The organism is Caballeronia sp. HLA56 (genome assembly GCF_054655155.1).
Map to the genome: position 1 here is coordinate 561,794 of NZ_BAAHOB010000005.1, position 15,456 is coordinate 577,249.

14 protein-coding genes are annotated in these 15,456 nt (G+C 62.1%); 2 read left to right on the forward strand and 12 right to left on the reverse strand.

Features of this window, described 5'->3' with window-relative positions; all coding sequences use genetic code 11:
* Positions 1–51: 51 nt before the first annotated feature.
* A complete protein-coding gene (locus ACYQ47_RS22005; RefSeq protein WP_244826589.1) occupies positions 52–1,146 on the reverse strand; it encodes a GGDEF domain-containing protein in 1,095 nt (364 codons plus the stop codon).
* 203 nt (positions 1,147–1,349) lie between these two features.
* On the opposite strand from ACYQ47_RS22005, the gene ACYQ47_RS22010 reads away from it, so the two are divergent.
* Entirely contained in the window at positions 1,350–2,327 is a 978-nt protein-coding gene (locus ACYQ47_RS22010; protein ID WP_459906862.1) for a Rieske 2Fe-2S domain-containing protein, read from the forward strand.
* A gap of 52 nt (positions 2,328–2,379) precedes the next feature.
* Here ACYQ47_RS22010 and ACYQ47_RS22015 read toward each other — a convergent pair whose 3' ends face one another.
* Positions 2,380–4,626 (reverse strand): glycosyltransferase, encoded by a 2,247-nt coding sequence (locus tag ACYQ47_RS22015; protein ID WP_309844921.1) that lies wholly within the window; start codon positions 4,624–4,626, stop codon positions 2,380–2,382.
* 293 nt (positions 4,627–4,919) lie between these two features.
* Between ACYQ47_RS22015 and ACYQ47_RS22020 the strand changes: the two genes are divergently transcribed.
* Positions 4,920–6,074, forward strand: a complete 1,155-nt coding sequence (locus ACYQ47_RS22020; protein WP_459906865.1) for a DegT/DnrJ/EryC1/StrS family aminotransferase — start codon at positions 4,920–4,922, stop codon at positions 6,072–6,074.
* A 150-nt stretch (positions 6,075–6,224) separates the two neighbouring features.
* Here the strand turns inward: ACYQ47_RS22020 and ACYQ47_RS22025 are convergent, their stop codons facing one another.
* From ACYQ47_RS22025 to ACYQ47_RS22070, 10 genes are read right to left on the reverse strand one after another with little or no spacing between them, the layout of a single operon-like run.
* Positions 6,225–7,205, reverse strand: coding sequence for a transketolase family protein (locus ACYQ47_RS22025; RefSeq protein WP_459906867.1), 981 nt, complete (start codon positions 7,203–7,205; stop codon positions 6,225–6,227).
* Positions 7,206–7,214: 9 nt separating this feature from the next.
* Positions 7,215–8,084 (reverse strand): transketolase, encoded by an 870-nt coding sequence (locus tag ACYQ47_RS22030; protein WP_309844914.1) that lies wholly within the window; start codon positions 8,082–8,084, stop codon positions 7,215–7,217.
* 12 nt (positions 8,085–8,096) lie between these two features.
* Positions 8,097–8,843 (reverse strand): SDR family NAD(P)-dependent oxidoreductase, encoded by a 747-nt coding sequence (locus ACYQ47_RS22035; RefSeq protein ID WP_309962056.1) that lies wholly within the window; start codon positions 8,841–8,843, stop codon positions 8,097–8,099.
* 25 nt (positions 8,844–8,868) lie between these two features.
* The gene (locus tag ACYQ47_RS22040; RefSeq protein ID WP_459906870.1) at positions 8,869–9,282 is read right to left on the reverse strand and encodes a hypothetical protein; all 414 of its coding nucleotides are present in this window, start codon (positions 9,280–9,282) and stop codon (positions 8,869–8,871) included.
* Positions 9,279–10,949, reverse strand: coding sequence for a GMC family oxidoreductase (locus ACYQ47_RS22045; RefSeq protein ID WP_459906872.1), 1,671 nt, complete (start codon positions 10,947–10,949; stop codon positions 9,279–9,281). The genes ACYQ47_RS22040 and ACYQ47_RS22045 overlap by 4 nt, the downstream gene beginning before the upstream one ends.
* A gap of 2 nt (positions 10,950–10,951) precedes the next feature.
* A complete protein-coding gene (gene fabZ / locus ACYQ47_RS22050) occupies positions 10,952–11,443 on the reverse strand; it encodes a 3-hydroxyacyl-ACP dehydratase FabZ (RefSeq protein WP_459906874.1) in 492 nt (163 codons plus the stop codon).
* A 25-nt stretch (positions 11,444–11,468) separates the two neighbouring features.
* Positions 11,469–12,701 (reverse strand): acyl-CoA reductase, encoded by a 1,233-nt coding sequence (locus ACYQ47_RS22055; RefSeq protein WP_459906876.1) that lies wholly within the window; start codon positions 12,699–12,701, stop codon positions 11,469–11,471.
* The gene (locus tag ACYQ47_RS22060; RefSeq protein ID WP_250509659.1) at positions 12,682–13,782 is read right to left on the reverse strand and encodes a LuxE/PaaK family acyltransferase; all 1,101 of its coding nucleotides are present in this window, start codon (positions 13,780–13,782) and stop codon (positions 12,682–12,684) included. Before ACYQ47_RS22060 ends, ACYQ47_RS22055 begins: the two co-directional genes overlap by 20 nt.
* Positions 13,761–15,215, reverse strand: coding sequence for an AMP-binding protein (locus ACYQ47_RS22065; RefSeq protein ID WP_459906879.1), 1,455 nt, complete (start codon positions 15,213–15,215; stop codon positions 13,761–13,763). The genes ACYQ47_RS22060 and ACYQ47_RS22065 overlap by 22 nt, the downstream gene beginning before the upstream one ends.
* Positions 15,212–15,451 carry an acyl carrier protein gene (locus ACYQ47_RS22070; protein WP_309962065.1) on the reverse strand — a complete coding sequence of 80 codons (240 nt, stop codon included), beginning with the start codon at positions 15,449–15,451 and terminating at the stop codon, positions 15,212–15,214. The genes ACYQ47_RS22065 and ACYQ47_RS22070 overlap by 4 nt, the downstream gene beginning before the upstream one ends.
* Between the last annotated feature and the right edge of the window lie 5 nt (positions 15,452–15,456).

A 15,456-nucleotide genomic window follows, 5' to 3' on the forward strand; every position in this document is an offset into this window, starting at 1 on the left:
GCGCTTTTTGCTTTTGCCTTTGCAAAGGCGCTCGAATGCGCGCGGATGGGCTCAATGCATCTCGAAGTCGCGCGCCTCGGCGAACACCGTCTTGCCTTCGCCGAGACTCTTTGCGCGATACATCGCGCGATCCGCGGCTCTCAGCACGGCGGTGATATCGGCGTCATGCGCTTCTGCCGCGCTCGACAGCAAGCAGGCGCCGATACTCGCCGATACGCTCACTGGCCGCTCCTGCACCAGCGTGAGGTCGGCGAGCGCCGAATGGATGCCATCGGTGAGCGTGAGCACCGCGCTGCGATCGCGCATGTTGCGCGCGAGCACGACGAACTCGTCGCCGCCCAGCCGCGCGATGGTGTCGGTCTTGCGCATGCGCCGTGCAAGCAATTGCGCGAACGACTGCAACAGCACGTCGCCGACCGCGTGACCGTAGGTATCGTTCACGCCCTTGAAGCCGTCGAGGTCGATCAGTAGCAGTGCGCTGGTATTCGCGTCGGCGGCTTCGGGCGCGGACATCGCGCGATTCACGGTTTGTTCGAGCGCGTAACGGTTATAGAGGCCCGTGAGCGGGTCTGTCGATGCCTGCCGCGCCAGCACGCGATTCGCGCTGCCAAGCCTGTCGACCAGCACACTCAGATACACCGACGCGCCCAGCACGCTCAGCGCGAGCCCGAGCGCGGCGGCGCGGTTTGCCACCCACCACGGTTGCCACAACGCCAGCGCGACGATCGCGACGAGCGCCATTGCGCACGAAATGGCGAGCGTGCGCTTGCCGTAGCGGCATCCCGAGCCGATCAGAAACCAGAACACCACCCACAGCAGCGGCAAGGCGAGCGTGCCGCAGAGAAAGAGCATGGCGCCGAGCAACGCCTGATCGAGGATAGTGGTGATGACGAGCCGGACGTTGGACAGCGCCATCATCCGGCTGACGAGCAATAGTGTGATTGCACCGTAGGACACGTAGAGCGCGATCAACCGCGTGATCAGCGACGCGTTGGCCGAAGGGTGCCGCCACGCATACACCGCATAAGCCAGCAGAACTGCCGCTCCCATCCCGATACGCAGCATGGCTTGCTCGCGTTCGGGATTCCGGTTGCCGGACCATGCGAAGGCATAGGCCCGGCGTGCCGGTTGATGCGCCTGCTCCATACTGAACCCCTGGTGGTGATTTCTTGCTGTTATGGTCTTTTGCGCGTGTCTTTGCTGTCGCGCTTTTGTCTTATTGCGGCCCCGTCGCGATGTTCGTCTCCGACGACTGGTATTTTGCAACGTTTTGCCAAGCTGCTGTGAATCGTGTAAGAACGCATCTCGGACAGATGATTAACGGCGTTTTCTGCGGATGCTTCAGTGCTATGAGCGACGACTTTTCTCTCGCTGGCGAATGGCTGGCGGTCTGTAATGGCGATGACGTGCCGGCGGGTTCGACGCGAGCGTTCATCGTGGCGGATGAGCGCATCGTCGTATGGCGCGATGCCGAAGGCGTGGCGCATGTCTGGCGTGACTACTGTCCGCATCGCGGCGCGCAACTGTCGCTGGGCACGGTGACGAACGATCAGCTCGTGTGTCCGTATCACGGCTGGCGCTACGACACGCTTGGTCAGTGCGTGCTGATTCCGTCGAATCCGTCGCTTCGGCCTTCGAAACGCGCGTGCGCCACCGCGTTCGTCGCCGAGGAGAAATACGGCGTCGTGTGGATGTGCTTCGGCGAGCCCGCGCACGCGCTCGATTTCTTTCCCGAAGCCGCGATTCCGGGCGGACGGCGCATCAACCTTGCGCCGCAGACGGTGAAGTCGTCCGCGCCGCGTGTCGTCGAAAACTTCCTGGACATGGCGCATTTTTCGTTCGTGCACGTGGGCATTCTCGGCGAGGATGCGCATACCGAAGTGCCGGACTATGAAGTCGTGGAAAGCGCAGACGGACTCGAAGCGCGCCAGTGCCGTTTCTGGCAGCCGGCGGGATTGCCGGGGCAGGGCGGCGCGATGATGGATTACGTTTATCGCGTGAAGCGGCCGCTGGTTGCGAAGCTCACGAAGATGGCGTCGGGGGTAATGGGCGCACTGCATATCATGCTGGTGGCGTCGCCCGTGACGCAGACCGAGACCCGCGCGTGGCTCGTTTCCATTCACGAAGACGAGACTTCGCACAGCGACGAGGAGCTGTACGACTTCAACATGGAGATTCTGCTGCAGGACACGCCGATCGTGGAGTCGCAATGGCCGAAGCTGCTGCCGCTCGCGCTCGATGCGGAGTTGCATCAGAAGTGCGACCGGATGTCGGTGGCGTATCGGAGATGGTTGGCGGGAATGGGGTTTGGGTGGGGGACCATCTAACACGCGGAAAAAGCGGGAACGTGCGTATTGCGCCACGCTCCCGCCATGAACCTTAGAGCAGCGCGACGCCTGCTTCGGTGACCACCTTCCAGTCAAATTCGTCGTGCCCGCAAATCTGCTCCATGGCGCCGCAGAATTCACTCGCCGTTGCGTGCAGATAACGCAGATCGTCGCCCCATTCGGGCAGAGCGCCTTGCTGTGTAGTCAGCACGACGACCATATGATCCTTGTGCGGGCTGTTCGCATGTAGCTTCAGGCTGTGCTGAACCTTTTGCGCGTCGCCCTGCGCGTCAAGGATCAACACGGCTGGAATCCGTTCCGGCGCGGTGACGGAGGTCTTGCCCGGATTGAGACCCAGGCAGCGCAGAAAAACCTCGTGATAGCGCGACAGTTGGGACTGCACCGAACCGCTCTTGTACACGATAGCCTGCGCGGTGCGGGCCAATCCGCGTCGTTGTGCGGGATTGTCGATGAGACGCGCGATTGCATCGATCCAGCTCTCGGTCGATTCCGCCTCTACGCACAACCCCGAGCAGCGGTTTGTCACCAGTTCGTTGTAGGCGGAATGATCGCTGCCGACCGTCGCCACGCCCGCCGCCGAGTATTCCAGCCACTCCATGCGTGGTGCGCCATCTATAGTTGCCGATGCCGCCAGCGGCATGAGCGCGAGATCGAGTTCGAGCTGCTGTAACGCCACGGCATGCGCGGCGTACGTCGCGGACGTGCCCGTCATGGTGACGTCTTCGTGGCCCATCCAGTCATCGGGCGGCAGCGCGCCGACGAAGACGAACTGCACAACGCCTGCAAAGCGCGCGCGAATCTCATTCAGCGCCGGTTCGATCAAGGCAAAATTGCACGGCTTCATGGCCGAACCCATTAGGCCAATACGTACCTTGCCACCATGCGTACGTACCGGACTGTAGAAGCGGTCGAAGTCGACGCTCGTCGGCAGCACATGAATATTGGCGTTGTACGCCCGCAGCGCATGCGCGAGTGCGGGCGTCGACACGACGAGTGCACTGGCGCGGCGCATGACGTACTCGGTCTTCTGCGCGGTCTGCCGGCTTAGGAAGTGCAAGGGATGATCGGCGGGAAGATCATGCATAAGTTCGTCCGTCTCGTAGACGACCGGCTTGCCCGTCGAGAACAATTGATCTAGCTGTTGCTGCGGAATCGAGATCGGAAAACGTCGCTGCATCAGAAGCATGTTGAAGGGGCCGAGCACGCCTGCGTTGTCCTGAACCGGCCAGCTGAGTTCCCACTGATCGGCCAGCAATTCGAACGGTTTGGCGACGCGCACGGTGGTCGCGCGATGCGCAACGGGCTCCATCGTCAGCACCGCGATACGCGGCCTGGGCGGCTGCATTGCCGACGCGTGCGACGATGGTGCCACGGACGCGGCGTCTCGACGCAGGTTCGCTTTGCGTGCCGCATGCTGAGTCTTCTCCAGGAACACGGGAAGCTGGGCTCGGAACACACGGCTCATGGCAAGCACGGTTGGATAAACCGTGTCCACGGTGGCAACGGCCCGTGCGAAGCCGTTCTTTTCGGTGGCCATCGCAGAGCCATTTGCGCCGAACGCGAACTGATCGGGCACTTCCTTCAGGCCGCCGTCGGGCAGGAAGATGACCGGGCAGCCGCACATCATCGCTTCAGGGCAGACGGACGAAAGCTCGTACGAGTACAACACGCGCCCGCCCTGAAGCTTCTTGGCCAGTTCGGGCAGCGTTACTGGATTCGCCATCGAAAGCAATTCGGTTCCGGCTGGAAGTAGCGAAAAGTCGATCTTGTCCAGCGGATAACGATATTGGAAGACAAAGGTCTTGTCCTTTTTGCGCGTCGGGTCGGGTCTGAACAACTCCGTATCGAGCACCGGGAGAAACAGAAAATCGACGTCGCTTTTCTTCGCGTCGCCGAGAAAATTCTCCGAGTAGTAAAAGAACAGGTCGTCTTTGCCCTCGTTGAGCGGCTTGCCGTTGATGAAGCCGATGCGGTTGAGGATGTAGCGCACGCACACTTCGGCATTGAGCGGATTGCCGGACACGACTTCCGGGTAGATCGCAATGGGCGTGCGACCCTGCGCCCGGTGCAAGGTCTGCACTTCCGGCGTGAGAAGCGGGGTGTCGAATGCTGGGTTCACCACTGGCGTGCCGGCAATATACGCCTCATAACCGTCGCGATTTAGCACGTCGCAAAGCGTGTGCATGACGACGATACCCGCCGAGGTTTCCCGATAAGCCGGGGCCATGATGTAGTACGGATGACCCTTGCGCGAAGGGGGAATGCTGGCCATGTTCATGTGGCGGAACCCTGCGTTTCTTTGTGCTTACACTTGCCTGATTCGGCGGCTTGATGGCGCCGTGGCCGACTTGAATGACCCGGTTTGCCCGAGCATGAAGTTTCGTTTGAAAGCTGCTGGTTCATTCACGCGAACAGGTGGATGTTTGGGCATTAATTCGGCGCTTTAACGGCCGGTCTCGCGCAACATAATTTGCAAACTCGTCTGACCGCGTCGGCATTCGAGACGCCGGCCAACTGGACAGGCGCGCATCCGACACAAGACCACGAGACCACGAATTTACGAGCGCCATCATGAATGCCAGCCTGCCCCACCAAGCCGTCCTCGCCCTGCAGCAGCATGAACGCATCTACGTCACCCAGCCGCATCTGCCGCCTCTGGAGCAGTTTCTGCCGTATCTGGAGCAGATCTGGGAAAGCAAGGTGCTGACAAACGGTGGCCCGTTCCATCAGCAACTCGAACAGGCGCTTTGCAAGTACCTTGATGTGCCGCATCTCTCGCTCTTCAGCAACGGCACGCTCGCGCTCGTTACCGCGCTGCAGGCGCTGCGCATCACCGGTGAAGTGATCACGACGCCTTATTCGTTCGTCGCGACTGCGCACTCGTTGCTGTGGAACGGCATCAAGCCTGTTTTCGTGGATGTCGATCCGGTCACGCTGAATCTCGATCCCGCGAAAATCGAAGCGGCCATCACGAAGGAAACCACGGCCATCCTGCCCGTACATTGCTATGGCCATCCGTGCGATGTCGAAGCGATCCAGCGCATCGCCGACATGTACAACCTTAAAGTCATCTACGATGCCGCGCACGCGTTCGGCGTACGCACTGAAGCGGGCAGCATTCTGCGTGCGGGCGACCTGTCCGTGCTCAGCTTCCATGCGACCAAGGTCTTCAACACCTTCGAAGGCGGCGCGGTCATCAGCCCTGATGCGAAGACCAAGCTGCGCATCGACCGGCTGAAGAACTTCGGTTTCGTCGACGAAACCACGGTCGTGGCGCCTGGCATCAACGGCAAGATGAGCGAGGTCAATTCGGCGTTCGGCATGCTGCAGCTCCAGCATATCGACGATGCGCTCGAACGGCGGCGCGCGGTCGCATCTCGGTACGCCGAGCGGCTCGAACGCGTGCGCGGCATCCGTTTGTTGCCCGTGTGCGTCGATCAGGAATCGAACAACTCGTACTTTCCGATTCTCGTGGAGAACGAATATCCGCTTTCCCGCGATGAATTGTTTGAAGCGTTCCGCGCGCAGGACATCATGGTGCGCCGCTATTTCTTCCCGCTGATTTCCGATTTTCCGATGTACCGTGGTCTGTCATCGGCGCCGCGCGCCAACCTGCCTGTCGCGGCCGATGCCGCCAGCAAGGTCATGTGCCTGCCGATCTTCCCGACGCTCACAGACGAACAGCAGGCGCGTATCGTCGCGCTTATCGAGGCGAACGCGGGGTAAGTGTCGCGCTTGTTCGAATATGAAGCCTTCCCTAAAAAGCAAACGCGGACCGTTCTTGAGCGGCCCGCGTTTTTTTCGCATAGCGCTTGCGCGGGTCAGAATGGTCACGAGATGCCACGCCTCCATTCACTGGATAGCGCGACAGCCTACTCAGTCGTTGGCAGCGTCCATGAACGCGCGGATACGTTGCGCGATCTTTTCGGCGACGAGCCCGTGCTTTTCGAGCAGCCAGCGATAATCGCCCGCCTTGTCGAAGCTGTCCGGCAAACCGATGATGAGTTGCGGCGGGGCACGACGCAATGCCGCCTTGTATTCCGCAACCGCGCTACCCAAGCCGCCGATGATGGAATGCTCCTCCACGGTCACGATCAGCCCGGAGCGTGCGCAGGCCGTGTCCACGGCGCCCGTATCGAGTGGTTTGATCGTATGCATGTTGATGACGCCCGCCGCGATGCCCTGTTCTTCGAGCAGCTTCGCCGCTAAAAGCGACTCATGCACCATCGATCCATTCGCGATGATCGTCACCTCGGCGCCCTCGCGCAGCGTGATCGCGCGGCCGATTCTGAACTCGTAGTCTTTCGTGTACACGGGCGGATTGTTCACCGCGCCCGTCAGGCGGATATACATTGGCCCCGTGAATTGCGCGGCGGCTTCCACCGTCTTGACGATCTCCGCGCAATCGGCGGGACACACGACCGTCATGTTGGGAATCGCGCGCATCACGGCGGCGTCCTCGATGCCGTAGTGCGAGTTGCCGAGCAGGCCCATGGAAACTCCGCTGCCTATTGCCACTGCCTTCACGTTCATCTCCATGTAGCCGAGATTCATGCGGATCTGTTCGGCGGCGCGCATCGAGATGAACGGTGCGAACGACGTCGCAAAAACGTTATAGCCCTCCTTGGCGAGTCCGGCCGCCATTCCGACGAGGTTCTGCTCCGCAATGCCGACGTTCAGAAAGCGGTCCGGATAACTCTTTTTGAAGCGATCGAGCCCGGAAGAAGTACCTAGATCCGCCGACATCACCATTACATCTGGATAACGCTCGCCGAGCGCGAGAACGGCCTGACCGAACATCCCGCGCGACCCGAGGCGCGACCACTGGCGCGCGTTACTTGCGTTGATTTCCAGCATGATGCTCCCTTAAACCGCCACGCCAAAGTCCGGCGTACAAATGGTCTGCGATTGCGGTGCTTCCCGCGCTTCCAGGTCGGCAAGCGCCAGTTCATAGCTCGCTCGCGTGAGGCGATTGTGATGCCACTCGTTGTTATGCTCCATGAACGAGATGCCCTTGCCCTTCACTGTGTTTGCGACCAGCACGCGCGGCTTGGCTCGCACGCGCGGTGCCTCGAACGCGGCGACGAGCTGGGCGATGTCGTGGCCGTCAACTTCTATGACGTCCCAGCCAAAGCTGCGCCAGCGTGCGGCGAGATCGCCGAAGTCGATGATCTGACGCGCGTCGCCGTCGCTTTGCAGCCGGTTATAGTCGACGACCGCGGTGAGGTTGTCGAGACCGAGCTGCGCCGCCGACATCGACGCTTCCCATACCGAGCCTTCGTTGCATTCGCCGTCGCCGAGCAGCACGAAGGTGCCGAACGACTTGCCGCGCTTCTTCGCGGCGAGCGCGATGCCGACCGACATCGACAAGCCCTGCCCGAGACTGCCGTTCGACGATTCGATACCGAGTTTCAGGTTCATCACCGGGTGCGCAATAAGGTCGCTGCCGTTGGTCTGGAACGTCGCGAAGGTGGCCTCGTCGATCAAGCCCGCCGCGAGCAACGCGGGAAAGTAGCCGAGCACGCCATGTCCCTTGCTAAGTATGAAGCGGTCACGCTCCGGCCAGCGCGGATCGCGAGCGTCGTAACACAGCACGCGTGCATAGAGCGTCGCCATGATCTCGACCATCGACAGGCCACCGCCCAGATGCGTACTGAGATTGCATTGGTGGCTAATGTCGAGCATCTTGCGGCGCATCAGGCGCGCCATGTTTTCGATTTCGGGGTAGTGGTTCATGTGATTTCCTGTTCAGACGATGCCGCCGTCCACCCGCAGAATCTGGCCGCTCACGAACGCGGACAACTCCGATGCGAGGAACAACGCGACATTGGCGACGTCCTGCGACTCGCCCGCTCGCTTGAGCGCTGACGATTCGACGATCCGCTCGCGCGCGGCCGGCGTCATCTGTTCAAACATGTCGGTACGGGTCGGGCCGGGCGCGATGGCATTGACGCGAATGCCCGACGCGCCAAGTTCTGTGGCCATGCTTTCGGTCGCGCGCGCGAACGCCGCCTTGCTCGTACCGTACGCGAGCGTCCCGGCATCGGCAATGAGCGCAGCCGTCGATGTCAGGTTGATGATCGAGCCTGACTTATGCCGTGCCATCAAACGCGAAAGGCCTTGGGTCAGCAGTACCTGACCAAAGAAGTTCACATCGAAAACGCGTCGCAACTCGGCCATGGTCGTCATCTGCATCAGCCCGCCGCTCGCGGTGCCGGCGTTGTTCACGAGCACGTCGACGCGCGGCGTGAGCGCCATGATCGCCTTGACGGCCGCTTTCACCGACGCTTCGTCGGCAAGTTCAAGGGGCACGCTTTGCACCTCTACGTGGCCATCGTCGGCAAGCGATGCAAGCCAAGCGGCATGCGCAGGCGTCGCCGGATCGCGCACGCACGCGATGACGCGCGCCCCTTGCGCGGCAAACGTGCGCACGATCGCGTCGCCGATGCCACGGTTCGCGCCCGTCACCACCGCAACTTTGTCCTTTAACAGCATGCCTTGTCCTAATGTTTCCAATGGTTCAGATGTCGCGCCAGATGGGTCCGCGCTCATAGACCGGTTCGAGAAGCGTCCAGTCGTCGTCGCCTAGCGCATTTCCCTCGGGAAACGGCGGCGCCGCGCCCGCGCCGATGCAGGCGAGCACCGTGCGATCCGTGTAGTAGGCGCGCAGCGCGTGCGTGACGAACGCCGAGAACGCGCGCACGTCGGCGAGCTTGCAGGCGTTTATCGCGGCTAGGCGCTGCGTCGCGTCGAGCGCTTCGAACGGCGCGCCGACACGTTCACGCGCGACTCGGACGAGCACGGCGAGAAAGGCGTCGGACTGCGCCGTTGCACGATGACGCAGCAAATAGCCTTCAAAATCCACTCGCGAGGCGGGCGGCAGGCCGAGGGCTGCATCGCCGGGCAGTATTGTGTCGAGTACGAGATCGATCATGACGTGATAGGGGACGCGGGTTGTGGCTCGCACGGCTTCACGGGAGCGCGTGCATGCAACGGCGTTCCGGCAACAGCATCGAGATGCCGCGCAAGCCAGTCGGTCGCCATGAGCGTGATCGCCTGCGCGGTCGCGACCGGATTCACGCCGCCAGATGTGACGAACACGCTGCTGTCGACGACGAACAGATTCCTCACCGCGTGCGCCTGACCATTCCGGTTGACTACCGAGGTCGCCGGGTCGTCGCCCATTCGCGCGGTGCCCATCAAGTGCCAGCCAGTGTGGCGCACCGGTGCAAACGATGAAATTACCTTCGCGCCGGCCGCGGCAAATACCTGCTTGCTCATATCGATGGCATGAGTAAGCATGCGCTTCGTGTTCTCGCCAAGCCGGTAATGAACTTTCACGCCCGGCATGCCGCTCGAATCAAGATGGTCATAGTCGAGTTCGATTCGGTTCTCGACGTCGGGCAGATCTTCGGCGATCGCGGCGATGCCCACGGTGTGGTTGTAAAGCTTCGCAAAGCGCGCGTGATGGCCAGGGCCCAGAGGCAGCTGCCGCATGTAGTGGCCGGACACGGCGGTTTCGGCGGGAGGCGCGCCGCGCAGCACCTGCATGGTATAGCCCCGCGCAAAGTCGCGCTCGCGAGACGTTTCGTAGAATTGCTGGCTCAGAATGCACGCGCCATGCGGACCGAAACTGGACTGCAAGTCTTGCTCAAATACGCCTTCGGTGTAAGCGAGCGGATGCAACATGAGGTTGCGTCCGACCAGGCCGTTGTCGTTCAAGAGTCCGTCGGGAAACGCGCTCGACTTCGAGTTTAGCAACAAGCGCGGCGTGCCGATTCCGCTTGCCGCGAGTACAACCACGCGCGCATCGATGCGCTGCTCGCGGTTCTGTTCGTCGACATATTCCACACCGTTAGCGAGTCCGCGCGCATCGAGCGTAATTTCGCGCACGCGGCAATGCATCCGCACCTCAACGCCCTGCGCGAGCGCGGCGGGCCAGTATGTGACATCGACACTTGCTTTCGCGCCTTGCGCGCAGCCGGCGTTGCACGGGCCCAGGTTGATACACGCGGCGCGGTTGCCATGCCGATGCGTGTTGATCGCCGCATACGAAGGCCACCAGTGCCAGCCGAGATGGTTGAATGCCGCACCCATCGCGCGACCGGCGCCGCCGAGGGGAACGGGCGGCAACAGCGTCTCGTAGTCGGGGTTGGCCGGGTCCCCGACAAGTCCCGCCACGCCCATCATGCGTTCGTTTTCGGTGAAGAACGGCTGCAGCCTGGCGTAGTCGAACGGCCAGTCATCGCCGACGCCGTCGAGGCTGCGCGTGCGGAAATCGGACGGATGAAAGCGCGGGAAATGTGCCGAGTACAGGATTGTGCTGCCGCCGAAGCCGTTGTAGTTGGCAATCGCGATCGGCGACGCGGAATCGTCGATCGGATAGTCGGCTACGTTGTTGCGGATGGCCGGATTCGAGCTATACGAGCCCGCACGCGCGAGTTCCCAATCCGTGCGAGTCGACGGATAGTCGGCAGGCCGCGTCGCACCACCCTGTTCAAGACAGACGATGCGCAGCCCGCGCTCGCGCGACAGCCGCCACGCTGCGGCTGCACCGCTCGCACCCGAGCCAACGATCACGATGTCCGCGATATCGTTCATCGTCAGGCCGGCTTCTTCGGAGTGAACTGCTCGAGGATCTCGGGAATCGCGATCAACATGTCTGCCTCGCAAGCGATGTCTCCGTCCACGCGAGCAATTCCGCGTCCTTTGCAGATTCCGCGCCGCCACGACAGCACTTCTGTTTCAATCTCGAACTTCTTGCCCGGCAGAACTTCCTTCCGATAGCGCACCGTGTGTTGCAGCGCGTGCGTCACCTTGCCCTTGAGGCCCGGCAGCGTCGTGATCGCGACGGTAAGCATCTGCGCGAGCGCTTCGAGTTGCAGCGCGCCGGGCATGTTAGGGCCGGCGGGGAAATGCACGGGGAAGTACCACTCGTTCATCGTCAGATTCTTGTAGCCGCGCGCGGACTTGCCGGGCACGACTTCATCGACGTGATCGATCATCAGGTAGGGATAACGGTTTGGCTGATACGCCTGCAACTCCATGCAGTTCAGGCTAAAGCCGTGCGGTAGGTGGTCGTAAGCGGTGTCCATCTGTTCCTCGAAAATTGATGCGGGCTTAGCGCACGTCGATCACGCGCGACAGGCTGGCCACGAGGTCGTAGCCGTCCCATACGATGTTCATGTCTAGCGCACGGCCGACCGGGACGACGCGATCCACGCCGCGCAGGCGTTGAGCCGTGGCGAATTCGCGCAGTCGCGCCGGCTCCAGGCCGAAATAGGTGAGCGTCTGATAGCGCTCGTTGATAATCGGCGCGAGCTTGTCAAGGGCATCGAGCGTCACCTCGTGGATCGTGCCGAAGTAACCGCGGCAGGTATCCTGATCGGCGGCGAGTTCAGTGAGCGCGACGCGATATAGCACGTTGCCGTGGCACTCCACGGCCGCGACGCGTGGGTTGCCGAGCGCGTGGCGGCACGCGTCGACGAACTTGTCCATGACCTGCACCGGACGCGGTGCGTAGCGCGTGCGCGCATGCTCGGCGAGTGCGGGCCAAAGACGCGACTGTGCCGCGGCGGCTTCGTCGGTCGCGCCGATCCAAGCGATCAACTGCGGCGACGAGCACGCTGCCTGGTCCATCAGATACAGGTCGTTGTAGAGTCGCGCGCACAGGTCGAGCAGGCCCCCGTGATCGAGTTCGAGAACAGCGCGCGGTTCGATGGCGCAAAGCGAGTAGCGATCCGAAAACGCGACTTCGCGGGCGCGCGGACGGCCCGGCAGCGTGCGCATATGCGCGACCGTCGCGTCGCCGCCCCAGACGATACGGGCATCCGCCTGCGCCATCCAGAAGCCGTTGATCGCGTCGTCGTGGTCGTAGCGCACCAGAAGCATTGCGGAAGCGAGCGGAGCGTGCTTTTCTTGGGCGAGGCATGCCGAAATCGCGTCGATGAGCAGCCGCGCGATCTCCGTCTCTTTCGACGGCAGGCGCAACACGCAGACGTTGCCCGCGAGCAGCCCGAACGCCAGCGAGAAGGCAAAATTCACCGGCACGTTCGACGGGCAGATATGGAACGAGAGCCCGAGGCCCAGACGGACTGTGCCCTCAAAGCTCTGATCGGCGTTGCGTCGCGCCGTGGCAAGTTGCGTGAGATTCGCGCGGCGGCACCAGTAAGCGAAGCTGACGACATCCGGCATCGCGCGGGCGCGCGGATGCGTGAGCAGCGTCCGCGAGAGATCCGCAAGGAAGTCCATGCGGGGTGCATGAAAGACCGGCGTCGGAGCGTTCGACACCGCGTGCGCTTGGCCGACGATCACCGTCATGCGGCTTAGGATATCAGCGGGTATAGGTATCACTGCAACCTCGTGCTTCAGCATGCTGAATGCGCCCGTGTACCGCAAAGTAAGTGCCTTTGCGTCCGCACGGACAGTCGTCGATCCCCACGATCTCGCCTTCGTCCTCGCTCAAAAGCGAATGTCCCGGATAGCTGTGCGGCAGCGTTGACAAGAGCTGGATCAGGCCACGCCCGCCGCGTTGCAAAGGGCGGAAGTCAATTGGATCGCGTACGCGGATATCCGACCATGCAGACGCGTGCAGATGGCCATGCTCGCATTCGACGAAGATCGATCCGGTCTGCTCGACCATGCCGTAGTAGCTGTGGACTCGTGCCAAGTTCGTGATTGCGCCGACGCGCCGACGGAACGTGGCGCCATCCACGGCTTGCGACTGCAACTGCTTCCAGCCGCCGCCGTGCACCAGCACACCGCGCTCGAGCGGAAGGGTCTCGCCCGCGTCTTCCAGCGCGCGTACCAGATGCAGCCAGACGACGAACGTGAAGCCGAAGACGAGGATGTCTTCGTCGGCGTGCTTGTCGAGCCATGCGCGCACGCGCTCGAGATTCAGCGACATGTCATCGTCGAGAGCGAATTCGACGTCGCGGCCGAACATCGAAAAACCTTGAATGCCAGCGGTGCGCGCTGAAAAACGGTAGCGATTCGCGATGGTCGCACGGCAGTCGATCACGAGCATTGGAAGGCGCTTCGGTCCGATCAGATCGCCGACGATGCGCGACAGCACCTTTACCTGAAGCATCGACGTTTTCCGATCGAGAAATATCTGCGATACGTTCTGCCCGCTCGTGCCGGACGATGTCATCGTCTTCACGACTTCCGCGTGCGGCACGCTCACCAGTTGCTCGTGCTTGAAAAGGCGCACGGGCAGAAACGGCAGGTCGTCAAGCGCGTTGGGAGTGGACTCGCCGTGCGCAGTCCGCACGGAAGCGAGCTTGTCGAGCATCGCGCGATACGGCGGGCACGCTTCATAGTGCAGCGCGGTGAGGCGGCGCAATTCGGCGCCGAGCAGGGCATCCTTCTCCGACTGCGGCATGCCGTACACGGGCCACTGCAGGACGTCGCTCACGACAGGCTCGCCAGACATGCGTGATCCACCTTTCCAGCCGGCAGCCGCGGCAGCGCCGCGAGGGGCTTGACGACGATTGCCGACGCATGGACGCCGATACGCTGTGCCAGTTCCGAGCGCAGCGACTGCGCCCACGCGACGGAAGGTGCGGCCTCGGAATTGGAATGCGAGTCTGGCGCGACGGCATGAATGACGAGGCGCTCATCGGTGCCGTTCGCTGCGCATTCGAAGCCGAGTTCGGCGGCGAGTTGTTCGACGGCATCCAGCGAAACGCGAATGCCAAACACCTTCAGGAAGCGATGCAGCCGCCCTTCAATGAAGAACGCGCCGTCCTCATCGAAATGGGCGAGGTCACCCGTGCGGAGCGTGCCTCGGTTGACATCCGGCAGAGCGAAGTCGGCCGCGCACTCGGCGTATCCCATCGACACGTTCGCGCCTGCATAGATGAGTTCGCCTGTTTCGCCTGCAGTTTCTATTACGCTGCCATCTGCGCGTTCGAGCGAGAGGCGGCCGCCTGGAATCGCTTGGCCAATGCTGGCGGGCTTCAATGCCGCGTCGGCCGGCGCGAGATAAGCGATACGTGCCGTGGCTTCGGTTTGACCGTACATCGCAAAGAAACGGATCCCGCGTTTCTCGCAGATTTGCGCGACATCGCGCAACTTCTCCGGACGCATGCGCCCGCCAGCCTGCGTCAGCGTGCGCACCGACGGCATGTCGATGCGCGCGAGGCGAAGGCGCAGCAGCATGTCGTAGCTATACGGCACGCCCGCGAGGCTCGTCGCCCCGTATGCGTTGAGGGTGCGCCAGAATGCGGCGTCCATCAGCGAGCGATTCGTCAGCACGACCGATGCGCCCGCGCGCAGATGGCTGTTAAGAACCGACAAGCCGTATGAGTAGCTAAGTGGCAGCGACGTTATCGCGCGCTCGTCGGGCGTGAGTCCTAGATACTCGACGATAGACGTCGCGTTCGCGACCAGATTCGTGGCGGTGAGCCGTACGAGTTTGGGCGAGCCGGTCGAACCCGAGGTAGCAAGTAGCATCGCGAGGTCGGCATGCAACGCTGGTGTCGAGCCGTCGGTTTTCGCCTTTGTGTCGTACAGGCCGTAATCCTCCATCTCGCGCACGAGCGTCGCGCCTGGGGGAGCCCATGCGGCGTTGCGCGCGATGAGTACCTGTGCCGGACGGTAAGCGTCGTACAGTGCGCCAAGCGTACTTGCATGAATCGAGCGGCTCAAGAGAAGCGGCACGGCGCCGCGTTCGAGTGCGGCGAGATAGCACAGCACGGTCGGCAGATCATTCTCGCCGACGATAAAAACGAGCTGGCGCGCGGGCAGATCCGCTGCCAACTGTCCGATGGAAGCATGCAAGGCCTCGTAAGTGAGCATGCGACCGTCCTCGGCAATCAGGGCAGTGCGTTGCGAATATTGCCGGCTGACCAGGGGCACGTTCATACCTCGATGCCGTACTTCTTCAGCTTTTCGACGCCGATGGTGTACGAGCCGAATTCGATGATGTCCTCGGTTTCCATCATGATCTCGAACGCGTCCTCGAGCGCGGCGATCATGCCCATGTGGCCGACCGAATCCCAATCAGGCACGCACTGATACACGAACTCCGCGTTGAGCGCGTCGTGAGGGACCGCGAAGCAGTCCATAAATACCTTATCGTAAGTATCCCTGTTAGTCATGTTCG